The sequence below is a fragment of the Micrococcus luteus genome (assembly GCF_022664405.1).
GTDB classification, from domain to species: Bacteria; Actinomycetota; Actinomycetes; order Actinomycetales; family Micrococcaceae; genus Micrococcus; species Micrococcus luteus.
In genome coordinates, this window is sequence record NZ_JAKRLB010000001.1 from 76,554 (window position 1) to 97,728 (window position 21,175).

The window sequence follows — 21,175 nt, forward strand, 5'->3', positions numbered from 1 at the left end:
CCCTGAGGACTCGACAGGCGTGGACGCAGACGCCGCGCTCTTCGGGTGCGAGGCCTGATCGGCCAGCGTAGACCCCAGGTCAGGCCGGGTCGAGGGGCCGGGGCCGCAGAGGTGCGGAAAAGGTCATGGAGCCGGTGCGGAGGGTCGTCGGCATCGGGGTTTCCCGACGACGGCACTCGCCTCCGCATGTCAGGCCGTCGGGTCGAGGACGGAGATGTCAACAAGAACTCATCCGCACTCACACCTGGACAACGGTTTCGGCGACGGCACTCCCACTTCGACGTATGCACCGAGCGCGAGCCGCCGGGCCACACCGAGCCCACTGCGCTCCCGAGGCCGGGACGGACCGGACGCCGTAGAAGCGCAGCGCCTTCGCGCTCAGTCCGGTGGCGAGGGCGAATTCGCCGACGGTCATCAGGGGGCTCATGGGACGACCTTTCCCTCCGGTGTTCCCAGCGTGGGCGTTCCCCCAAGGGGAGGGTCAACCGTCGCCCAGCCTGCTCGAGACCGGCGGCCTCAGACCTCCAGCAGCACCTTGATCTCGCGGCGCTCGTCCATGGCCCGGTAGGCCTCCGCGGCGTCGTCGAGCGGCATGCGCGCGGTGAACACGCGGCCGGGCTGGATCTCGCCGGACTGGATGCGCTCGATCAGCTCGGGCAGGAAGCGGCGGACGGGGGCGGGCCCGCCCTCGAGGTGGATCTGCCGGCCGAAGAGGTCGGAGCCGTCGAGGGTCTGGTCGTGGGAGACGCCCACGAACCCGACGTACCCGCCGGGGCGCACCGAGGCCAGAGCTTGGTCCATGGAGCCCTGCGTGCCGACGGCCTCGCACACCCCGTGCGCGCCGTAGCCGCCGGTGAGCTCGCGCACCTGGGCGGCGCCCTCCTCGCCGCGCTCGGCGATCACGACGTCGGCACCGAACTCACGGGCGAGCGCGGCCCGATCCTCATGGCGGGAGAACACGATGACCTTCTCCGCGCCGAGGGTCTTGGCGGCCAGGACGGCGCACAGGCCGACGGCGCCGTCGCCGACCACGGCGATGGTCTTGCCGGGGCCGGCCTGCGCGGCGACGGCGGCGTACCAGCCGGTGCCGAGCACATCCGAGGCGGCGAGGTAGTCGGCCAGGCGGTCCGGGTCCGTGGGCTCGCCCCCGGGCACCTTCACGAGGGAGCCGTCGGCGAGCTCGACGCGCATGTACTGCGCCTGGCTGCCCGTGTACTCGCCGGCGTTGACGCAGCGGGACTGGTAGCCGGCCTGGCAGATCTCGCACGTGTTGTCCGAGAGCATGAAGGAGCCGATCACGAAGTCGCCGACCTCGAGGGTGGCGACGTCCTCGCCCTTCTCCACGATCGTGCCGACGTACTCGTGGCCCATGCGCCGGTGGTCGACGTCGTTGTGGCCGCGGTAGGGCCACAGGTCAGAGCCGCACACGCATGCGGCGGCCAGCTTCAGGACCACGTCCGTGGGCTGGGCGACGCGCGGGGTGTCCACCTCTTCGACGACGACGTCGCCCGGCGCGCGCATGACGACCGCCTTCATCGTCTCGGGGATGGCCGGGGTGGCGGGGGTCTGTGCGGTCATGGTCTGTCCTCCGGTCTGGCCCGGCGGCCCGGGCGGCGGTGTGCGGGGACCAGTCTTGCGCCCCTGAGCCGTGGAGACGACACATCGGCGTCGCAGGCGGGGCCGGTGGATGACCGCGCGCCAGCGACATCACCGCCGGGCAGAACCGCGGTGATGTCGCTGGCGCGAGGTCGGCCGACACACCCCGCTCGGCTCACAGCGAACGAGCACCGCCGGGCGTTAGGCTGTGGTTCCCATCACATCCGACTCCCCTCGGAGGCCCGTCGTGACCCTCACCCTGCCCGCCCGCCTCGAGCGCACCGCCGCCGAGCATCCGCACTCCACCGCCCTGATCCTCGGTGAGAACCGCATGACATACGCCGAGCTGCAGGACCAGTCCCAGCGCCTGGCCGGGCTCATGCGGCAGGAGGGCATCGGCCCCGGGGACCGCGTGGCGCTCATGGCGCCGAACATCCCGGCGTTCCCGGTGGTGTTCTTCGCGGCCCTGCAGCTGGGCGCCGTCGTCGTCCCGATGAACCCGCTGTTCAAGCGCCGCGAGATCGAGTACTACCTGGAGGACTCGGGCGCGTCGATGCTGTGGTCCGTGCCGTCCGAGGAAGCCGTGGAGGGCGCCCGCGAACGCGGTGTGCCGCTGCGCACCCTCGGCGAGGACGGCCTCGCCCCGCACCTCGCGGAGAGCCCCGGCCCGGTGACCGAGACCGTCGAGCGGGACCTCGAGGACGACGCCGTCATCCTCTACACCTCCGGCACCACCGGCCGCCCCAAGGGGGCCCAGCTGACCCACCGGAACATGGGCACCAACGCGGACACCGTGGCGGAGACGTTGATCCAGCTCCAGCACGGGGAGACCGTGCTCGGCTGCCTGCCGCTGTTCCACGTCTTCGGCCTCACGTGCGCGCTCATGGCGCCCGTGACGACGGGCGCCAGCCTGGCGTTGATCCCCCGCTTCGATCCCGCCGTGGCCGCGCAGACCGTCCGGGAGTGCGCGGTGGACGTGTTCATCGGCGTGCCCACCATGTACGGGGCCGTGCTGGCCGCGGCCAAGGACCATCCGGAGGACCTGGCCAGCCTGCGCCTGGGCGTCTCCGGCGGATCGGCCCTGCCCGTGGAGCTGCTGCGCCGCTTCGAGGCCACCTTCGACTGCGAGATCCTGGAGGGCTACGGCCTGTCCGAGACCTCCCCGGTCGCGTGCTTCAACCATCCGGGTGAGGCGCATCAGCCGGGCTCGATCGGACGCGCCGTCCGCGGGTGCGAACTGCAGCTGGTGACGCCGGACGGGGCCGTCGTGCCCGAGGGCGACGAGGAGACCCTGGGCGAGGTGTGGATCCGCGGGGAGAACGTGATGAAGGGCTACTGGGGCAAGCCGGAAGCCACTGCCCAGGCCATCACCGAGGACGGCTGGTTCCGCTCCGGCGACCTCGCCCGGCGCGATGCCGCGGGCAACTACTACATCGTGGACCGCACGAAGGACATGATCCTGCGCGGCGGGCTCAACGTGTACCCGCGCGAGATCGAGGAGGTGCTCTACGAGCACCCGGCCGTCGCGGAGGCCGCCGTGGTGGGGGTGCCCCACCCGGAGCTCGGCCAGGAGGTCGCCGCGCACGTGGTGCTCGCCCCCGGCGCGCACGCCACGGAGGAGGAGCTGATCCAGCACGTGAAGTCCCAGGTGGCCCCCTATAAGTACCCGCGCACCGTGAGCGTGCGGGACGGACTGCCCAAGACCGCCACCGGTAAGATCCTCAAGCGGGAACTGACGCCGGCGGAGTGAGCTCGGGGTGACCGCCCGGGCCCGCGTGTGGGCCGAGGTGCTCGCGGAGGTGGGCGCCGTCGTCGCGCCGGGTGGCGGTCGGCGCCCCGGGGCAGGTGCACGCGCTGCTGCCGGACTGCGGATGCGACGCCTGCGACCCCGGGTCGGACGAGCTGCTCGAGGCCGTGGCCGGGTGCCGCCGCTCAGAACAGTGCCGCCACCCCCCGAGCGGCGAGCGGGACGAGCCGCACGGCCCGCACCACGGTGAACGCGGTGACCACCGAGACGAGCGCCCACTCCCGCCAGGACCCGGTCCGGCCGAGCAGGGGAAGCCGGAACCGTCCGGAGGACTGCCACCACCACAGGCGCGCGGGAGGCTCCGGGCTGAGCGGCCAGAGCAGGGCCACCCCGTTGTTGGTGAGGGCGTCGCCGAGGATGTGCACGCTCACGCCGACGGCCACGGAGGCGGGGATCCACCACAGCCCGTCGCTGAGGACGGTCGCCGACACCGCGACCAGGATGCCGAGTGCCCACGCGGCCCTCCATCCCCGGTTCGGGAGCAGTCGGAGGGCCTTGGCGGCCACGGCCGCCAGGAACGCGGCGATGACCCCCTGCCCCGGTGTGTAGACGTGCCCCGCGATCGGCACCTGGATGGAGGCGGCCGCCGTCGCGACGGCGGTGAACGCCGCGATCCCCACCAGCGAGTGTGTGCCGCGCCGATGCCCGCCGGCCACGTGGCGGATGCCGCGGCTCAGCCACTCGGTCAGGGGCGGCAGGGCGTGGACGACGGTGGCGCGGGGGTGGTCCCAGTCGCTGATCATGGCCGCGCCGGCGGTGGTCACGGCGCCGAGCAGCTGGAGTTCGGCGGGCAGGTGCAGCACGGCGATCGGCGACTGCCAGTGCGTGAGCGCCAGCCAGGCCGCGGCGCCGGTGGCCGCGTGGGACGGGCCCATCATGGGTGAGGTCCTCTCGTTCGCAGGACCGGGCCGCGTCACCGCGCCTGTGCGGGCCGGCGGGCGGCCCGCGGGGAAGGAAGAGGACCAGGGTGGCAGGCGGGGCGGACACGGTAAGGAGGCCGCCGCGGCCGGAGCGGGTCGAGGCGGCTGCCCGGCCGGGGGCGGCCGCCCGGCCCCTCACCCCGTCATCGCCAGCACCAGCGGGGCCAGCAGGGCGGTGAGCACGCCGGAGCAGGCCATGGCGAGGGCGGAGAACGCGCCGGTCTTCGGCCCCTCGGCGAGGGCGCGGGCGGTGCCGATGCCGTGGGAGCTCACGCCGATGGCCAGGCCGCGCACGCGGGGGTCGCGCACGCGCAGCAGGTCGAGCACCCAGGGGGCGAGCACGGCGCCGAGCACGCCGGTGAGCACGGGGAGCACGGCGGCGAGGGAGACGATCCCGCCGCCGGCGTCGGCCACCGCCATGGCGATCGGCGTCGTCGCGGACTTGGGGGCGAACGTGGCGGCCAGCGCGGCGTCCCCGCCCATCATCCGCACGATCAGCACGGCGCTCACCATGGCGGTCAGCGAGCCGACGGTGACCCCGACGGCGACCGGCAGCAGCAGCTTCCGGATGTCAGGGCCGGCCCGGTACAGGGGGACGGCGAGGGCCACGGTGGCGGGGCCGAGCAGGAAGGTGAGGTAGCTGCCGCCGATCATGTAGGTCTCGTAGTCGATGCCGGTCAGGGCCAGGAACGCGGCCACCAGCACGATCGTCACGAGCACGGGCGTGAGCAGGGCGGTCTGCCGGGCGGCGAGCCACAGGCGGCGGGCGAGCACGGCGACGGCGAGGGTCAGCGCGATGCCGAACAGCGGTGTGTGCAGGAGCGCGTCCCAGGCCTCGGCAAGGGAGTCGGTCAGTTCGGCGGCGTTCACTGTGCGTCCTCCTTGTCCGTGAGGCGGCGGGCGAGCGGGGCGGCGACGCCGGCGGTGACCACCAGCCCCAGCAGCCAGGGCACCACGAAGCCGACCAGCATCAGCGCCCGGTGTTCCCCGATGAGGCCCAGCACCGCGACGACGCCGACGCCCGCCGGGACGAACAGCAGCGGCAGGTGCTGGAGCAGGTGATGGCTCGCCGTCATCACCGGCGCGTCCTCGGCCGGCCGGCGCCACGCGAGCAGGCCGAGCAGCAGGAGCATGCCCAGCACGGCCCCGGGGATCGGCAGGTGCAGCGTGTCGGCCACGAGCGTGCCCGCCAGCTGGCAGAGCAGCAGGATCAGCAGGCCCTCGATCATCGGGGTTCACCTGCCTCGGACGGGCCCACGGGCGGCAGGCCGGGGACGACGCCGCTCCCCGCGGCGTCGAGGTGCGCCTGCAGGGCGCGCTGGGCGTCTGCGGCGCGCCCGGCGGCCAGCTGGGCGCAGATCTCGGCGTGCCCATCGAGGAGGCGGCGGGCGGCGTCGACGGATCCGCCGGTGGCGGCGTGGATCAGGCGTGCCAGGCGGGGGGCGAAGGTGCGCACGACCTCGTCGAAGGCGGCGTTGCCGCACGTGGCGATCACGTCCCGGTGGAAGCGCACGTCCAGCGCGGAGAAGGCAGCGAGGTCGCCGGCGTCCAGGGCGGCGCGCTGCTGCTCCAGGTTGGCGGTGAGCGTGGCGACGAGGGGCCCGACGGCGTCGGGCCGCGCGGCGACCGTGGCGAGGGCGGTGGACTCGAGGAGGCCGCGCAGGGCCGTGAGGTCGGCCACGCTCTGCGGCGTGAGGGCCTGCACGGCCGCGCCCTTCTTGGGGAGGAGCCGCACCAGGCCCCAGCGCTCGAGCTGGAGGAGGGCCTCCCGGGCCGGCGTCCGGGAGATGCCGGCCTCCGTGGAGAGCTGGACCTCGGTGAGCATCTCCCCCGCGGCGATCTCACCGCGGACGATGCGCCAGGCGACGTCGTGGGCCAGGCGGCCGGCAGCCGTGGCACGACTGCCCCATAAGGGGTCGGAGAGTGGAGTCATGCGGGCCAGAGTAATCGGATGCATGCATGGATGTATGCATTGTGTCGGACTCGGAAGGGGTCCGGGTGGGGAGGCGCCCATGATGCCGGCGCCCACCCTCGCCCCATGACCGTCGCCATCACCCGTCTCGACCCCGCCGGCGCGGACCGCGCGGAGCTCATTGCGCTGCTCACCGGCAACGCGTGGCCCTTCCCTGTGCGCCCCACGTCACCCGGCCGGTGGCGAAGGAGGCCATCGAGGACGGCGGCAGGCACCACACACTGTCGGGTCACCAGCTCCCGATGTAGTCCTCCGGGCCGATGAGACCCCGGGTGTCCGCCCAGGCTCCCCAGCGGTCGAGGAGGAGGGGGATGGCCTGGTCCTCCCACCAGGGCAGATGGACGAGGCCCTGACTCATGCCTCCGCGGTTGAACCGCTCCACATTGACCTTGTCCTCGTCGTAAGGCTCGGCCCCCTCGAGGGAGCGATCGAGCGCATCGCGCAGGAGCCGGCCGAGTTCATACTCACTGGTGGGCATGGGGGTGTCGTCGAGCCGTTCAGCGAGCTCCTCCCAGAGACCGACGCTTCCCCGCAGCCCGTACTGGCGGGGGCGGCGGCGGAACAAGTCGCCGACGGTCGCGCGCGCCGACGAATCGGCCCCCACCACGTCCACACCACGCTTCGCCTGCTCCGCCATGGCCGTGCGGGCCTTCCGGATGCGCTGGCGGAGCAGCTGTGCTTCGGGGCTGGTGCCGCCGTAGGTGAGGTTCAACGGCGGGGTGTGCGTGTCGATCACAGGCTTCTCAATGTCTCCGAGCGGTGTCACTTCCGCGAACCCGGCGGGTGCCTGCCACACGCGGACGGCGAGGTGACGCCGCATCCAGGTGGTCAGCTGCTCGCCGCTCTCCGGGGTGAGGGTGAATCGACCCGCGGAGGCGACGGCGACCGGCTCCAGGTCCAGCCGATCCACCAGGAGTGCGGCCAGGGTGCGGCGCAGAGTGGAGTGCGCGGTGCCGCCGTCCGCGAAATGCTTGCGTTCCAGGCGGGCCCGCAGGCTGCCCTCGGCCTTGCCGATGTAAAGCACATCGCTTCGACTGACAGACGTGTCCAATCGCAGCTCGGCTCGCGCCGCGTCAGGATCCTGCGCGACAACCGCGTATAGCCCGGTCGAATCCGGCACGACCTCGCCGCTACGCCCACCGATGACCACACCGCCGTCCTCGACGCGTGCGAACAGCTGGGGACCGTTCTGCAGAGCATGGGAAGCGGCCGCGATGAACCCCACCTTGGTGGTCATGCCAATGTCCTCTCTTCGTCCGGGACATCTACCCCGGCTGCGCCTCGAGCCTACGGAGGGCCCTGGACACGGTAGGCGCCCTTGCGATGGATCGCTGAGCCCTCACCGCGCCAAGATCCACCGGTCCTCTGGGCCGAAATTGTGGAGGTCGTCGCAGACGAAGCCGCGTAGCCACGGGACGTGGTCCACGACGCGCCGGTACAGGCCGCGGTGCACGCCGGACTCGTCGCCGATCAGCTGCTCAGCGGACACGTTCATCTCGACGCCAACCGCGCACAGGCGGGCGGGGCTTCACGCCTCGTCGGGCGCCCGGTCCTCCGCGTCGGCGATGACGTCCTCCAGAGCCTGCAGGTGGGGCTCGGCGTCGTCCCCGGCGCCCAGGTCGGCCAGCGCGAGGCGGAGGGCCTCGAGCAGCTCGCCGGCCTCCGGGTCCGCGGCGGCGGAACTCCAGCTCTCCCGCCAGGGCTCCTGGGTGGAGTCCTGCTGCTGGAGGAAGATGAGCCGCTCGACGTCGTCGGCCGGGATCTTGAGTTCCTCACCCCACGCCTGCATGGTCTCCACGTACGTGGCGTACTTGCGGGGGCAGGTCCAACCGCCGCCGATCCGGACGTCGACGTCCTTCACATGCTCGGCGAACCAGGCGCGCACCACGGAGTCGAGGACGGGGGCGATGTCGGACTCCCGGTGGGCCTTGGTGAGGAAGTAGAGGTACTTGGTGCCGAAGGCCGCGCCGAGGTGCTTGAGGCAGCCGACCCCGCTCTTGCGCTGCTGCCGGATGTGCTCGAAGGCCGCGGGCCCGCCCTGCTCGAGGGTGATGCGGGTGACGTCGGCGAGCTGCTCCTCAAACCCGGGCTGCGCCATGATGCGCTCCACCCGGGAGGGGCCGTAGCCGACCCGTCCGTATCCCCACACCATCGCGGCGATGAAGGCGTCCCGCTGCACGGCGCGGTCCTCGGCGGTCACCTTCGCGGCGTAGCCGGTGACGACGGCGCGGGTCAGCGGCTCGCACTCGAGGCAGGCGGGCAGGTCGGGGACGTGGGCCGTCCAGTGATCGAAGGACCAGCGCGTGGGCTCGTCGGCGGGCCTGCCGGCGGCAGCCCACGCATCGAATGAGCGCTGGAGGGCAGGGGGTACGGCGGCAGCGGGAGTACTCGTCATGGCCACACCGTAGGCCAAGGACCGGCACGGGAGGCATGTGCCTTCAGTTCCGGCCCGGCCCGCCACTCCCCTCCGCGATGGCGGTCAGACGGTCCACGTGGGCGGCCCAGCGGTCGGCGTCCCACGGGGGCAGGTTGTTCCCCGGGGCGCGCAGGCCGGCCTGCCCGTCGATCTGCTCCCGCAGGATGTCCGCGTGGCCGGCGTGCCGGGCCTCGTCCAGGGCGACGTGCGCAATGATCTGCGCGAGCGTCACCTCCGCCTTGTCGTCGGGCCACCACGCCACCCGCCCGGGGGCGTCGGCGCCGAGGGCCGTGATGGTCGCGTCCGCGTGGGCGAAGCAACGGCGGGCGAACTCGAGGACGTCCTCGAGGGACTCACCCTCGGCGGCGAACATGTCCACGTTGTCCTCCTCCGGCTGCCCCGCCGCCGCCCAGGGCAGCTGCACCTCGGCGGGGCGGCCGAACGTCTCGCCGAAGTACTCCAGCTCGACGACGGCGGCGTGCTTGACCAGTCCCAGCAGGTTGGTGCCGGTGGGAGTGCGCGGCAGGCGGGCGTCGCGCTCGCTGAGGCCCTCGAGCTTCTGGAGGAGGGCCGCACGCTGGCGGCGCAGCCCGTCGTGGAGGATCTGCTTGTGGTCCATGGGGGGATCCTGCCCCAGATCAGTCAGGCCGCGAACCCCCGCACGAGCTCAGCCACCCGCTCCGGCGCGTCCAGGTGCACGTCGTGCCCCGCGCCGGGCACCTGCACGTGCCGCACATCCGGGCGCCGACGCCGCATCTCGTCCAGCTCTCCGGCGGGCACGTACCCGTTCTCCCCGGTGATCAGCAGGGTTGGCGCGGCGATCTGCCCCCATTCCTCCCACCGGGGCCGCTCGTGGACGGGCCGCAGGGCGGCCTCCAGCACGTCGACGTTGAAGCGTGGCACCCAGCCGGCGTCGACGTCCCGGGTGGAGCGCGGGGAGGGCGCGATTGCGGGCGGCCCCGCCCCTGACTGGCCGTTGCGCACCGCGCGCCTGACGCTGCGCCCACCCCGGGAGGACGACCTTGGCTGGCCCTGCCGGATCGGTGTCTCTGGTGGTGGGGAACGTGGGCATGCCCGTGGGGACGTGATCCTGTGGCTGACGGACCGCGAGTCATCCCGCGGGCCTCACCTCGTGTGTTCGCCTGACCATGGCCGGGACACTACACGCGGCATGAGGCTGGTCAGCCCGGTAGTCCACACCCGGTCAACCCCGCCGGCCCGCACGCGCGGCGAACTCGTCCAGACAGGCGAGCACCTCGGTGGCCAGCCACACCCGGTTCCGACGCTGAGCGGACGCGGCCTGCAGAGCGCCGGCCTCGACAAGCTGGTCCACGGCCCGCTGGGCGGCCGGGCGCGAGACACCCAGCGCCTGGGCCAGATGGTCCACGGTCACGGCGGGTTGCGCGATGATCACCGCGAGCGCCCGCCAGACCGCCGCGTCCCGCCGGGCGGTGAGCCGCTCGCGCCAGCCGGTCAGGGCCTCGTCCAGGTCCGCGACGAGCTCTCGGCCGTTGCCGACGGCGGCCAGGGCGGCCTGTGCGAAGCGGCGCACGATGGGCGCGGGGTCGCCGTCGCGGTAGGCGGTGAGGGCGTCGAAGTATCCGGCCGTGTCCGTGAGGAGTCCCGATGAGAGGGGCACCCCCATACGGGTGATCGCGCCGGCCCGATGCAACACGGCGTGCACGAGGACGCGCCCGGTGCGGCCGTTGCCATCCGCGAACGGGTGGATGGTCTCGAACTGAGCGTGCGCGATGGCGGCCTGCACGAGGGCGGGTACGTCCGTGCGGCGCAGATAGGCGAAGAGATCGTCCATCCCGGCACGCAGGCGCTCCGGGTGGGGCGGGACGAACTGCGCCGTGTGCGGCGTGGGCGCCCCGCCCCCGATCCACCCCTGCGCATCGCGGTAGGCACCCGGCCGGGCATGCTCCTGACCGTCCATGAGGGCACGATGGGCGGCCAGCAGGGCGGGCTCGTCCAGGTCGGCGGCCAGCCGGGAAGCAGCGCCCATGGCCCTCACGTTCGCCGCCACGAGCGCTGCGTTCGGGCGGGTGCGTTCGCCGAGAGTCGCCAGGGCGAGGGCTCGCGCGCCCGCGGTGATGTGCTCGATCTGCGAGGAGGACGCGGACTCAGTGCGCAGGAGCACCGCGTCGATCGGGGCGATCTCGCCGGTGAACCCCGGGAGGGCGTGGCTGATCTCAGCGTCGAAGCGCACGACGGCGGCCGTCGCCTCCTCGACCTCGGTCGCCAGATCGGAGGGCAGGTCGAACCCGAGTCGGGCGATACGGGCCGGGAGCGCGGCTCGATATGGGCCTGCTGCACGCACGCGAGCGCTGCGGGAGCGCAGCCCGGCGTCATCCGGGCCCGCGGCCCAGGGGCGCTCTTCCCAGCCGACGGCCCACGGGGTCGGGCGCGGATCGTTGCTCATGCCGCCACCTTACGCAACGTTATGTCTAGAGAGTTGCGTAATTCTGGGCGTCGTGAGGTGGAAAGCCGTCAGCCCCGGGCCCGATGCTCCGAGGCGAGCATCGCGTAAGTGACGCCGTCCACCCAGCCGCGGGTGCGGTGCAGTGCCTCCTCCTTGAAGGTGCCCTCGTGGCGCAGGCCGACCTTCTCCATCACGCGCAGGATGGGCGCGTTGTCCGCGAAGGCGTGAGCCTCCACGGGTCGGACGCCGAGGCCTGCGAAGGCGAGGTCCAGCAGGGCACAGGCCAGCTCGGTGGCGCGGCCCCGGCCGGCGTGGGCCTGGACTATGGTCCAGCCGATCTCGGCCTGAGCGTCCCGGGCTTCCTCGCGCGGTGCGCCGCGAGGTCGAGGAGGGGCGTGGCCATGGGGTCACGGCAACGGGCGGCGGTGACGTCCCCTCCCCTACTCTCGGCCCCATGGACGTCACCTTCACTCCGCTCGACCCGGCAGGCGCCGACCGGGACGCGCTCGTCGCCCTGCTCACCGAGAACGCGTGGCCGTTCCACACGCGCCCGCGCGTCACCCGGCCGGAGGCGGAGAAGGCCGTCGATGGCGGCGCCTGGGAGGATGAGGACCACCGCACCTTCTGGATCGAGCATCCCGAGCACGGCCGCGTCGGCGTGGTGCGCCTGGAGGACCTCACGGACCCCACCCCCTTGTTCGACCTGCGCGTGGCGGAGCGGTTCCGCGGGCGCGGGCTCGGCGCGCAGATCCTCACCGCGCTCACCCGGCACGTCTTCGAGACGATGCCCGCGGTGGACCGCTTCGAGGGCCAGACCCGCGAGGACAACGTCCCCATGCTGCGCACCTTCCGCCGGGCCGGCTGGGTCAAGGAGGCGCACTACCGGCGCGGCTGGCCCGTGGACGGCGGCGAGCCGCTCGCGTCCGTGGCCTACGCAATGTTGCGCCAGGACTGGGCGTCCGGCACGACGACGCCGGTCCCCGCCGACGTCGACGCCCCGCCTCCGGCGGGGCGCAAGGAGGGCGCGGCTGCGGGCGGCCGCGCCCCTGACTGGCCGTTGCCCACCGCGCGGCTGACGCTGCGGCCGCACCGGGAGGACGACCTCGGCTGGTTGCAGGAGATGTACATGCAGCCCGTGGTGGTGCGCCACCTGCTGGACGAGCCCTGGGACGAGGCGACCGCGCGAGCGAAGCTGGCCAAGCGGATCACGTGGGACGACCTCGGCGGCCCATCCGGGGCGGTGTCCCTGGTGGTGGAGCACGCGGGCGTCCCCGTGGGTGACGTGATCCTGTGGCTGACGGACCGCGAGCGCGGTGTCGCGGAGATCGGCTGGGCACTGGATCCGCGGCATGCCGGTCAAGGCTTCGCCCGGGAGGCCGCGGCTGCGCTGCTGGACCTGGGGTTCGAGACGTCTGGCCTGCACCGGGTGGTGGCACAGATGGATGCCCGCAACACGGCGTCCGCCCGACTGGCCGAGACGCTCGGGATGCGTCGAGAGGCACACCACCGGCAGGACCTGTGGAGCAAGGGCGAGTGGACGGACACCCTCGTCTACGCGATGCTCGCGAGCGACCGGGGGGTGAGGGGCCATCTATGACGACGAACGGACTTCTACGCTCACCCCATGCAGCTCGAGACCGTGAGGGGGTGGACTCGCGAGGCTCACCAGGTGTGCGGACCGAGGTCCTCGAGGATCTCCAGGTCGAGAAGCCACTCGTCAGGGCGGGGAGTCTCGGGGAGCACCGGCTCGTAGGCGCCGACGTAGACGACCTCCCCCAAGCCGAGGCCGGTGGCCTCCTCCGGCTCCAGGATCGTCAGGTCAGCGTGGCCGGGGACGCGGTCGATCTCGGCGAGCCGCCCCGAGGGCCACACCTCGTGTACCGCCCTCACAACGGCCCGCACACGACGCAACGGGATCGACCCGGCGGGGCTGCCGTCGTCGTGATGGGTGACGACCCAGCCTGCAGAGGCCAGGGGCCCAGCCTGACTCACTCCCCGGGAGGGCAGCAGGATCAGCTCGTGGACTTCCCCCACGGCGATCGGGTCACCGCAGCATTCCTGCTCCCAGTCCGAGAGCGAGGCGCGGCCGACGGCGCCGACGGTGATGTCCATGGTCGGAGTGTAGGGGCGGGGCCTCACCCGTGGGTACGCGTCACCCGGGGCGCTCCGCCCTCGTTCCAGCGGAACAGGGTGAGGTGCCACAGTCCGGGGACCGTGCGAGACGGGCCACCTCCACGCGCACCGACGTGGCCCTGTGCGAGCGGCTCGGGTTCCGCGAGACCGTACCCGACGCCTGCATACCCGCGGCCCGGGAGTGACATCATGGACCTCGGCTCGCGCTGATACCGGATCTCGTGACATGACACCAGGTATCGTGAGCCACGCCACTACACTGTGCCTCCACCGATAAAGGAGCAACCCCTCCATGCCGACCCTGCGAACCGTCTCCCTCTCCGCCGCCACGCGAGAGGATCACCTCGCCCGCCTCCGGGCCACCAGCCCGGAGGCCCCCCTCGACATCCTGATCGTGGGCGGCGGCTCCACCGGCGTGGGCGCCGCGTTCGACGCGGCCACCCGCGGCCTCGACGTGGGCATCGTCGAGGCCCGCGACTGGGCCTCCGGGACGTCGTCCCGCTCCTCCCGCCTCATGCACGGTGGCCTGCGCTACCTCGAGATGCTGGACGTCAAGCTGGTGTACGAGGCGCTGCGTGAGCGCGACCTGCTGCTCACCCAGACCGCGCCCCACCTGGTGCGCCCCCTGCGCTTCGTCTTCCCGTTCTTCCACAAGGTGATCGACCGCGGCTTCATCGGCGCCGGGGTCACCATGTACGACGCCATGCAGTCGCTCGGACGTCGCCGCGCGATGGGCGCGCACCGCCATCTCAGCCGCCGCTCCATGGCCGCGACCTTCCCCTCCCTCGACGACGAGAAGATCGTCGGCGCGGTCGAGTACGCCGACGCCCAGTTCGACGACGCCCGCCTGGCCATGATGCTCGTGCGCTCCGCCGTGGACCACGGCGCCGTGGCCGCCAACTACACCGCCGTCACCGACTACCTGCGCGGCGACGACGGCCGTGTGCAGGGCGTGCGTGTCCGCGAGGAGACCTCCGGCGAGGAGTTCGACGTGCACGCGCGCGCCGTCATCCTGGCCGGGGGCGTCTGGACCCAGGAGCAGCAGGAGCTGGCCGAGGCCGACGGCGGCCTCGAGGTGCTCGCCTCCAAGGGCGCCCACATCACCGTGCCCCGCGACCGCATCCGCGCCGACGCCGCCACCGGCGTGATCACCAAGACGGAGAAGTCCGTGCTGTTCCTCATCCCGTGGGACGAGTACTGGGTGATCGGCACCACGGACACCCCGTGGGCGGAGGACGTGGCCCATCCGGCCACCACCGCGGACGACATCGACTACATCCTCGAGCACGCCAACGCGGTGCTGAAGGAGGACCTCACGCGAGACGACGTGATCGCCACGTACGCCGGCCTGCGCCCGCTCCTGCAGCCGGTCACCGGGTCCGACGGCGGCTCCACCAAGATCTCCCGTGAGCACACCGTCACCGAGGTGGCCCCCGGCCTCACCGCCGTGGCCGGCGGCAAGTGGACCACGTACCGGGCCATGGCCGAGGACGTCGTGGACTTCGTGGTGCGCGAGACCCACCCGACCCGTCCCAGCCTCACCGAGCGCATCCCCGTGCTCGGCGGCCTCGGCTACTCGGAGATCGAGGCGGAGGCGGACCGCATCGCCGCCGACTACGGCCTGGACGAGGCCCGCGTGGACCGGCTCCTGTTCCGTTACGGCACCGTCCTGCGCCATGTGCTCGACCTGATCGACGCCGACCCGTCCCTGAGCGTCCCTCTCGCCGAGGCGCCGCGCTACCTGCGCGCCGAGATCGTCTACGCGGCCCGAGCCGAGGGCGTCGTCCACCTGGACGACGTCATCGAGCGCCGCACGCGCCTGTCCACCGAGGTCCGCGACCGCGGCGTCGCGGCGGCCGAGGAGATCGCGTCCCTCGTGGCCCCCGAGCTGGGCTGGGATGAAGAGCGCATCGCCGGTGAGATCCGGGCGTACAAGAACCTCGTCGCCGCACGCCTCCGCGGCGAGACCGCCCACGACGACGTCACCGCCGCCGCCGCGCTCGCGGCCGCCGACGCCGCCCCCACCCCCTGAAAGGAGCCCGTCCATGGGCACGATCTTCCTGTATGAGATCGCCGGCACGGCGATCCTCCTCCTGCTGGGCGTCGGCGTCGTCGCCAACGTCGTCCTGACGAAGACCAAGGGCAACGGCGGAGGCTGGCTGCTCATCAGCTTCGGCTGGGGGCTGGGCGTCTTCGCGGGCGTCTACGTCGCTGCCGCGACCGGTGCGCACCTGAACCCCGCCGTGACCGTCGGCCTGCTCGTCAGCGGCGCCGAGGAGTACGCCCCCGGCATCGCCGTGACCCTCGGCACCACGCTCGCGTACTTCGCGGCGCAGCTGATCGGCGCCTTCCTCGGCGCGGCCCTGGCCTGGCTGGCCTACCGCGACCACTACCAGGCGGAGACGGACCAGGGCGCGATCCTGGGCACGTTCGCCACAGGTCCCGAGATCCGCAACCCGCTGTGGAACATGGTCACCGAGGTGATCGCCACGTTCGTCCTGGTGTTCGTGATCCTGCTCTTCGGCTCCACCCCCTCCGGGCTCGGCCCGCTCGCGGTGGCCCTGCTCGTCGTCGCGATCGGCGCGAGCCTGGGCGGCCCCACGGGGTACGCCATCAACCCGGCGCGCGACCTGGGCCCCCGCCTGTTCCACGCCGTCGCGCCGATCCGGCACAAGGGCGGCTCGGACTGGGGCTACGCCTGGGTGCCGATCGTCGGCCCGCTCGTCGGCGCCGTCCTGGCCGGCCTCGCCGCGCCTCTGTTCGTCTGAGCGGTCTGCCCGTCCAACCCCGGCGGGCACGTTCCCCGTCGGGAACGTGCCCGCCACCCCCACACCCCCGTGACCACCTCCGAAGGAGTAGGACATGACCACCCCCCGCTACGTGATGGCCATCGACCAGGGCACCACGTCCACGCGCGCGATCCTCTTCGACCACAGTGGGGCCATCGTGTCCACTGGTCAGCGCGAACACGAGCAGATCTTCCCGCGCGCCGGCTGGGTGGAGCACGACCCGGTGGAGATCTGGACGAACACCCGCGAGGTCATCGGCGAGGCCCTGGCCCGCGCCGAGGTGACCCGACACGACGTCGCCGCCGTGGGCATCACGAACCAGCGTGAGACCACCGTGGTGTGGGACCGCAACACCGGCAAGCCGGTGTACAACGCCATCGTGTGGCAGGACACCCGCACCGACCGCCTCTGCGAGCGCCTGGCCGGCGACGTCGGCGCGGACCGCTACAAGGAGCGCGTCGGGCTGCCCCTGGCCACGTACTTCTCCGGCCCCAAGGTGGCCTGGATTCTGGAGAACGTGGACGGTGCCCGGGAGGCCGCCGAGAACGGCGACCTCATCTTCGGCACCACGGACTCGTGGCTCGTGTGGAATCTCACCGGCGGCGGGGAGGGCGGCCGGCACGTCACCGACGTCACCAACGCCTCCCGCACCATGCTGATGAACCTGGACACCCTCGACTGGAACGAGGAGATCTGCGCGGACATGGGCATCCCGATGTCCATGCTTCCGGAGATCGTCAGCTCCTCCGCCGAGGTGGGCACCGTATCCGGCCAGCAGCTGCTGCGCGAGACGCCGATCACCGGCATCCTGGGCGACCAGCACGCGGCGACCTTCGGCCAGGCGTGCTTCGAGGTCGGCCAGGCCAAGAACACGTACGGCACCGGCAACTTCATGCTGATCAACACCGGCGAGGAGCCGGTGCACTCGGACAACGGCCTGCTCACCACGGTGGCGTACCGCATTGGCGACCAGAAGCCGGTGTACGCGCTGGAGGGCTCGATCGCCGTCACCGGCTCGCTGATCCAGTGGCTGCGGGACAACCTCGGGATGATCGGCAGCGCCCCGGAGGTCGAGACCCTGGCCGCCGGCGTGGAGGACAACGGCGGCGTGTACTTCGTCCCCGCGTTCTCCGGCCTCTTCGCCCCGCACTGGGACGCCGCGGCCCGCGGCGCCATGGTGGGCATGACCCGTTACGTCAACAAGGGGCACATCGCCCGCGCGGCGCTCGAGGCCACCGCCTTCCAGAGCCGCGAGGTCCTGGACGCCATGAACGCGGACTCCGGCGTGGACCTCACCGAACTGAAGGTCGACGGTGGCATGGTCGCCAACGAGCTGCTCATGCAGTTCCAGGCGGACCTGCTGCGCGTGCCCGTCGTGCGCCCCAAGGTCATCGAGACCACCGCTCTCGGCGCCGCCTACGCCGCAGGCCTGGCGGTGGGGTTCTGGGCGTCCCAGGACGAGCTCGTGGCCAACTGGGAAGAGGACAAGCGCTGGGAGCCCACCATGGACGAGGAGGAGGTTGAGCGCACCCTGCGGCTGTGGAAGAAGGCCGTGGAACGCTCCCGCGACTGGGTCGACGAGGACGTCGAGTCGGCCCAGGGCTGACCGTCCGGTCCGTAGGCCGGTCCGGCCGGCCCCGTGCGCCCCGTGCGCCCGGGCCGGTCCGGGCCGACCCGGCCCCTCCAGAAGGACCCCGAGCAGCACTACCCCCTCGTCGGCCGCCTGCGCGCGGAGCGGGGCGGAGTCGGTGCCGTTGCCATCGGCGCAGTGGCCAGGCCCGAGGTGCCCGGCTGCTCCGACGTCAAGCTGTCCTTACCCAGGGCGTCCTCTTCCCCCGCCGCTTCCGCCCAAGGCGGCGGTGGCCAGGCAGGCGAAGTAGTCCGCATCCACGTGTCGGCCGTCCTTGGTGGCGCTCCGATGTGGAATCTCCTCGGAGAGGTTCTCCTCGTCCGCGTTGTTCGCCGTGGCCACCACCTTTTCGAGGCCGGCCACCTCGGGCCGGAGCTCGCGCGCCCGTCGTCGCATCCTGCCCTCGCCGGTCCACTCATGGGTGCGTTCGGTGAAGGCGTCGAATGGGTTCTCACACGCCGACATTCGGTGTGCTCGTTCGACGACGTTGGACGCCAGGATGTCCCCGAGCATCGTCGTCTTGCCGGTTCCGGGGAGGCCGTTCACACCCATCAGACCTGGCCCGCCCGCCTCGACGACGTCGGCCCGCGCGGCGACATCAATGCGGGCGGCTTGCGGATGCCCCGTGTGCTCGTGGGCAGTCACATTCGAGGAACTCAGCGATGGCTGCTGTGCCTGGATGGCGCACTTGCCCTCCTCCCCGAGGCTCGGCGCGGGCAATCCATCCCCCGTCTGACCTTCGCCCCCCAGGACAGCGACGTCCGTTCAGTTCCGGTTCAGTCCGAACCGGCGCGTCATCAGAGCCTCCTTGTAGTGCTTCTCCGCGGCGTCGATCTGGGCCGGCGGGGTATTGGAGCCGAACACGCGCAACAAGCTGAACGTGTACCGCTCCGGCTGGTCGGGGTCGAGCTCCAGGGCATCCCGGAGGGCGACGTTCCCGCCATGCCCGTCACGGGCGTAGGCCTCCCACCGTCCGAGCACACCACGCTCACCGTCGGCCTTGCCCACGTAGCACTGGCCCGCGGTCTCGTCGGCGATCAGGTAGATCCCGCGTACGGCCTCCAGGGCGGTGCGCCAGCCTGCGTAGCGGGTCTCGGTCACCATTGACTGCAGGTCCCCGTAGCTGAGCAGCACGTGGTCGAAGCCGGGGAACGCCTCGGTGGTGGGGTCGGCGATCTCGAGGACGGGGAACCGCGCCGCCAGGTGGCCGCGCTTGGCCCAGTTCACGGGGTCTGCGGACCACTCCACCACCAGTCGCTCTTCGAGGGAGGCCAGCAGCGGCACCGGCGCAACGTCGTAGTACCGGTACCGCTCCGTGCGCTCAGCCACAGCCTCCCCGCGATTCTGGTACACGGCGGTGAGGCGAGAACGCCGTCCGCCCTCCCCCATGAAGATCAGCCAGTGGCGGGCGGGCTCCTTCGGGAACTTCCCCACGTGGTGCTGCTCCCGCGTGTAGGCGAGCACGCGCTCCGGCGTGGCTGCCGCCCGCGATGGCAGCCCCGACTCCTTGTAGGTGTGACGGATGGCAAGAACCTCGTGCGGGTCCAGGCCAGCGGCGTCGAGCACCGACCCAAGAGTCAGGACGAACGGCTCGGGAACCGGATCAGAGTGCGGCATAGGACCTCATTCTGCTCATGGGACGGATCCACATCGACAGATTGACACTTCAGACTCACAGTCGACCACCAAAGGGGGCTCTCAAGAGCGGCAGTGTCAGTCTCCCGCCCCTCTGGCCGACACCAGTCGGTACCGGGTGTCCTTGTGGCCCTGACCGCCGGTCATCTCCACCAGCCCGTCGAGCAGCGGCTGGCGGAGCGCGTAGCGGATCTGCCGCGCGGTCAGCGCCGTGGCCTGCTCCAGGTCGCGGATGCCCACCGCCTCCCCCGCGTCCAGGGCACCGAGGACGCGCCCCTCGTGGCGGGTGGGCGCGGAGCTGGGCGGCACGGCCGATGACGGCGCGTCCGCCTTCACGTCGGGCACCTCCTCCACGGGGGGTGTCCGCGCAACCTCCACGGCGGGCTCCCGCCGATGCGGCCGAGCCTCGTCGGGCCGCGGCCGCCAGAGGAGGGCCTTGAACTGGACCCCCGTGTCGATGAGCTGGGGCCGGCCCAGCCCCCACTGACGAGCGGACCGGAACACCTCGTGGATGCCGCCGCCCTCGCCCTCGATGACGGAGGCGCCGTCCGGCGTCGTGAGCTTCTTGGCGATCTGGTACAGCCGCTGATTGACGGCGGCCTGGGCGTGTTCGTCACTTTCGAGCTGGGTGAGTGACACTCCGCGCAGTCCGCCCGGGCTCTGGATGAACAGGGCCCGGTCCGTGAGCCGCACCTGGATGGCCTTGCCCGCGCCGAGGGTGTCGGGGCCGAGGTCGCGGTGCACGAGGGCGTTGCCGAGGAGTTCACGGACGGCGGCGAGCGGGAGCTCGGGGCGGCGCTCGAGCTGACCGTCGGGGCGGTACACGTGCTCGGTCCCGAGGTTCTGGCGCACCCAGGCCATCACCTCGTCGAGCAGCACGGGGACGGGGCCGGTGAAGTCCGTGAGGTTGCGGCTGCGCGCCTGCCCCTCTCCCCCGCGCACCTGGACGGCGGCGGTGACGGTGAGCCCCGGATAGCGGCCCTGCGGGTAGTCGCCGAGGGCGTAGAGGCCGGCCAGGGTGGGCTCCCCGGCGGCGGTGAGGACGTTGGTCTGGCGGAGGATCTCCTGGTGCGTGCGGTCACGGAGGCGGCTGTCCCGCTCGCGCACGGCCGCCACGTAGTCGGTCACGAGCTCGGGGACCAGGTCCTCCTCGCTCATCCCGGTGACGGGCTTGACGTCGTAGTCCACGCGCTCGTCGGCGTGGAGCTTGGCGACCTCCAGCATGCGCAGCTCGTGCGCGTGCATCACGTAGTCGCCGTCGGACTGGCGGAGATAGGCCTGCCCTCGCACCGTGGCGGGCCGGTCCGTGAGGCGCAGGGGCACCACGTGGGCGACGAGCACGTCCTTCCCGTCCAGGTGGAAGACCTGGGGCAGGAGGGTCGGACTGGGCGTGACGGCCTCGCGCGCCTGGGCCACGAGCCCCGCCTCCAGCACGGCGACGTCGGGCACGCCCACCACGCGGAACTCGCCGTGCGCCTCGTCGACGCCGCAGACGACGGTTCCACCGGCGGGCATGTTGGCGAAGGCGCAGAGCGTCTCCGGCATGGAAGGGACGCCGCCCGTCGCCCGCTTGACCTCGACCGAGGTGGTGTCGCCACGGCGCGCGCGGAGGGCTTCGAGGGTGGCCGTCAGATCATCAGAGGACCAGTTCACAGTGACAACTGTAAGTCATGGTGTCAGTGTCATGGGGTGGCGCTTTCTTCGAGGGCCGCTCAACCTGGACCCCGGCGACGTCGAAAACCTGGACGAGGTGCGCCTCCGCAGCGGCATGGACGTGTACCTGCGCAGCGTCGTGGTGATGGACAGGCTCCCTAAGACGGCGACGAGGAAGATCCTCAAGCGGGAGGTGAAG

At 72.2% G+C, this 21,175-nt stretch carries 20 protein-coding genes and 1 pseudogene; 5 read left to right on the top strand and 16 right to left on the bottom strand.

Annotated elements, in window-relative coordinates; all coding sequences use genetic code 11:
• Positions 1-516: 516 nt before the first annotated feature.
• A complete protein-coding gene (locus MF605_RS00395; protein ID WP_134416207.1) occupies positions 517-1,578 on the bottom strand; it encodes a zinc-binding dehydrogenase in 1,062 nt (353 codons plus the stop codon).
• A gap of 265 nt (positions 1,579-1,843) precedes the next feature.
• On the opposite strand from MF605_RS00395, the gene MF605_RS00400 reads away from it, so the two are divergent.
• Complete coding sequence (locus tag MF605_RS00400) at positions 1,844-3,346, top strand: long-chain-fatty-acid--CoA ligase (RefSeq protein WP_095695119.1); 1,503 nt, start codon at positions 1,844-1,846, stop codon at positions 3,344-3,346.
• Positions 3,347-3,528: 182 nt separating this feature from the next.
• Here the strand turns inward: MF605_RS00400 and MF605_RS00405 are convergent, their stop codons facing one another.
• The 11 genes and pseudogenes from MF605_RS00405 to MF605_RS00455 all read right to left on the bottom strand — a co-directional run.
• Complete coding sequence (locus MF605_RS00405) at positions 3,529-4,281, bottom strand: metal-dependent hydrolase (RefSeq protein WP_044659363.1); 753 nt, start codon at positions 4,279-4,281, stop codon at positions 3,529-3,531.
• A 177-nt stretch (positions 4,282-4,458) separates the two neighbouring features.
• Complete coding sequence (locus tag MF605_RS00410) at positions 4,459-5,193, bottom strand: LrgB family protein (RefSeq protein ID WP_095695120.1); 735 nt, start codon at positions 5,191-5,193, stop codon at positions 4,459-4,461.
• Positions 5,190-5,552 (bottom strand): CidA/LrgA family protein, encoded by a 363-nt coding sequence (locus MF605_RS00415; protein WP_002855541.1) that lies wholly within the window; start codon positions 5,550-5,552, stop codon positions 5,190-5,192. Before MF605_RS00415 ends, MF605_RS00410 begins: the two co-directional genes overlap by 4 nt.
• On the bottom strand, positions 5,549-6,256 hold the full coding sequence (locus tag MF605_RS00420; RefSeq protein ID WP_041104849.1) for a GntR family transcriptional regulator: 708 nt from the start codon (positions 6,254-6,256) through the stop codon (positions 5,549-5,551). Before MF605_RS00420 ends, MF605_RS00415 begins: the two co-directional genes overlap by 4 nt.
• Before the next feature lie 268 nt (positions 6,257-6,524).
• Positions 6,525-7,532 (bottom strand): GIY-YIG nuclease family protein, encoded by a 1,008-nt coding sequence (locus MF605_RS00425; protein ID WP_078025311.1) that lies wholly within the window; start codon positions 7,530-7,532, stop codon positions 6,525-6,527.
• A gap of 102 nt (positions 7,533-7,634) precedes the next feature.
• A complete protein-coding gene (locus MF605_RS00430; protein ID WP_155643142.1) occupies positions 7,635-7,790 on the bottom strand; it encodes a hypothetical protein in 156 nt (51 codons plus the stop codon).
• 33 nt (positions 7,791-7,823) lie between these two features.
• A complete protein-coding gene (locus MF605_RS00435; protein WP_134416205.1) occupies positions 7,824-8,690 on the bottom strand; it encodes an 8-oxoguanine DNA glycosylase OGG fold protein in 867 nt (288 codons plus the stop codon).
• Positions 8,691-8,733: 43 nt separating this feature from the next.
• Positions 8,734-9,330 carry a DinB family protein gene (locus tag MF605_RS00440; RefSeq protein ID WP_044659366.1) on the bottom strand — a complete coding sequence of 199 codons (597 nt, stop codon included), beginning with the start codon at positions 9,328-9,330 and terminating at the stop codon, positions 8,734-8,736.
• Between the two features lie 23 nt (positions 9,331-9,353).
• A complete protein-coding gene (locus MF605_RS00445) occupies positions 9,354-9,695 on the bottom strand; it encodes an alpha/beta fold hydrolase (RefSeq protein WP_166795246.1) in 342 nt (113 codons plus the stop codon).
• Between the two features lie 220 nt (positions 9,696-9,915).
• The gene (locus tag MF605_RS00450) at positions 9,916-11,136 is read right to left on the bottom strand and encodes a Fic family protein (RefSeq protein WP_134416201.1); all 1,221 of its coding nucleotides are present in this window, start codon (positions 11,134-11,136) and stop codon (positions 9,916-9,918) included.
• A 68-nt stretch (positions 11,137-11,204) separates the two neighbouring features.
• A pseudogene (locus tag MF605_RS00455) lies at positions 11,205-11,480 on the bottom strand (GNAT family N-acetyltransferase); the annotation flags it as partial.
• A gap of 110 nt (positions 11,481-11,590) precedes the next feature.
• Here MF605_RS00455 and MF605_RS12055 point away from each other — a divergent pair.
• Positions 11,591-12,733, top strand: coding sequence for a GNAT family N-acetyltransferase (locus MF605_RS12055; RefSeq protein WP_078025307.1), 1,143 nt, complete (start codon positions 11,591-11,593; stop codon positions 12,731-12,733).
• 65 nt (positions 12,734-12,798) lie between these two features.
• On the opposite strand, the gene MF605_RS00470 is transcribed toward MF605_RS12055, so the two are convergent.
• Positions 12,799-13,248, bottom strand: coding sequence for a hypothetical protein (locus MF605_RS00470; protein ID WP_134416197.1), 450 nt, complete (start codon positions 13,246-13,248; stop codon positions 12,799-12,801).
• 313 nt (positions 13,249-13,561) lie between these two features.
• Between MF605_RS00470 and MF605_RS00475 the strand changes: the two genes are divergently transcribed.
• The 3 genes from MF605_RS00475 (at position 13,562) to glpK (ending at position 17,664) form a co-directional block, all read left to right on the top strand.
• Positions 13,562-15,301, top strand: a complete 1,740-nt coding sequence (locus tag MF605_RS00475) for a glycerol-3-phosphate dehydrogenase/oxidase (protein ID WP_134416195.1) — start codon at positions 13,562-13,564, stop codon at positions 15,299-15,301.
• Between the two features lie 13 nt (positions 15,302-15,314).
• Positions 15,315-16,037 carry an MIP/aquaporin family protein gene (locus MF605_RS00480; RefSeq protein WP_041104833.1) on the top strand — a complete coding sequence of 241 codons (723 nt, stop codon included), beginning with the start codon at positions 15,315-15,317 and terminating at the stop codon, positions 16,035-16,037.
• 94 nt (positions 16,038-16,131) lie between these two features.
• The gene (gene glpK / locus MF605_RS00485) at positions 16,132-17,664 is read left to right on the top strand and encodes a glycerol kinase GlpK (RefSeq protein ID WP_134416193.1); all 1,533 of its coding nucleotides are present in this window, start codon (positions 16,132-16,134) and stop codon (positions 17,662-17,664) included.
• A 207-nt stretch (positions 17,665-17,871) separates the two neighbouring features.
• On the opposite strand, the gene MF605_RS00490 is transcribed toward glpK, so the two are convergent.
• From MF605_RS00490 to MF605_RS00500, 3 genes are all read right to left on the bottom strand, one after another.
• Complete coding sequence (locus tag MF605_RS00490; protein WP_242821211.1) at positions 17,872-18,333, bottom strand: hypothetical protein; 462 nt, start codon at positions 18,331-18,333, stop codon at positions 17,872-17,874.
• 120 nt (positions 18,334-18,453) lie between these two features.
• The gene (locus MF605_RS00495; protein ID WP_134416189.1) at positions 18,454-19,305 is read right to left on the bottom strand and encodes a GIY-YIG nuclease family protein; all 852 of its coding nucleotides are present in this window, start codon (positions 19,303-19,305) and stop codon (positions 18,454-18,456) included.
• Between the two features lie 96 nt (positions 19,306-19,401).
• Entirely contained in the window at positions 19,402-20,976 is a 1,575-nt protein-coding gene (locus MF605_RS00500) for an RNA/DNA-binding domain-containing protein (protein WP_134416187.1), read from the bottom strand.
• Positions 20,977-21,175 lie beyond the last annotated feature (199 nt).

Excerpts from the sequence above, each read along its gene's own strand:
- MF605_RS00430 (WP_155643142.1), bottom strand. The coding sequence starts at position 7,790 with ATGAACGTGTCCGCTGAGCAGCTGATCGGCGACGAGTCCGGCGTGCAC.
- MF605_RS00475 (WP_134416195.1), top strand. The coding sequence starts at position 13,562 with ATGCCGACCCTGCGAACCGTCTCCCTCTCCGCCGCCACGCGAGAGGAT.
- MF605_RS00495 (WP_134416189.1), bottom strand. The coding sequence starts at position 19,305 with ATGCCGCACTCTGATCCGGTTCCCGAGCCGTTCGTCCTGACTCTTGGG.
- MF605_RS00395 (WP_134416207.1), bottom strand. The coding sequence starts at position 1,578 with ATGACCGCACAGACCCCCGCCACCCCGGCCATCCCCGAGACGATGAAG.
- glpK (WP_134416193.1), top strand. The coding sequence starts at position 16,132 with ATGACCACCCCCCGCTACGTGATGGCCATCGACCAGGGCACCACGTCC.
- MF605_RS00405 (WP_044659363.1), bottom strand. The coding sequence starts at position 4,281 with ATGATGGGCCCGTCCCACGCGGCCACCGGCGCCGCGGCCTGGCTGGCG.
- MF605_RS00420 (WP_041104849.1), bottom strand. The coding sequence starts at position 6,256 with ATGACTCCACTCTCCGACCCCTTATGGGGCAGTCGTGCCACGGCTGCC.
- MF605_RS00425 (WP_078025311.1), bottom strand. The coding sequence starts at position 7,532 with ATGACCACCAAGGTGGGGTTCATCGCGGCCGCTTCCCATGCTCTGCAG.
- MF605_RS12055 (WP_078025307.1), top strand. The coding sequence starts at position 11,591 with ATGGACGTCACCTTCACTCCGCTCGACCCGGCAGGCGCCGACCGGGAC.
- MF605_RS00415 (WP_002855541.1), bottom strand. The coding sequence starts at position 5,552 with ATGATCGAGGGCCTGCTGATCCTGCTGCTCTGCCAGCTGGCGGGCACG.
- MF605_RS00470 (WP_134416197.1), bottom strand. The coding sequence starts at position 13,248 with ATGGACATCACCGTCGGCGCCGTCGGCCGCGCCTCGCTCTCGGACTGG.
- MF605_RS00440 (WP_044659366.1), bottom strand. The coding sequence starts at position 9,330 with ATGGACCACAAGCAGATCCTCCACGACGGGCTGCGCCGCCAGCGTGCG.
- MF605_RS00450 (WP_134416201.1), bottom strand. The coding sequence starts at position 11,136 with ATGAGCAACGATCCGCGCCCGACCCCGTGGGCCGTCGGCTGGGAAGAG.
- MF605_RS00480 (WP_041104833.1), top strand. The coding sequence starts at position 15,315 with ATGGGCACGATCTTCCTGTATGAGATCGCCGGCACGGCGATCCTCCTC.
- MF605_RS00435 (WP_134416205.1), bottom strand. The coding sequence starts at position 8,690 with ATGACGAGTACTCCCGCTGCCGCCGTACCCCCTGCCCTCCAGCGCTCA.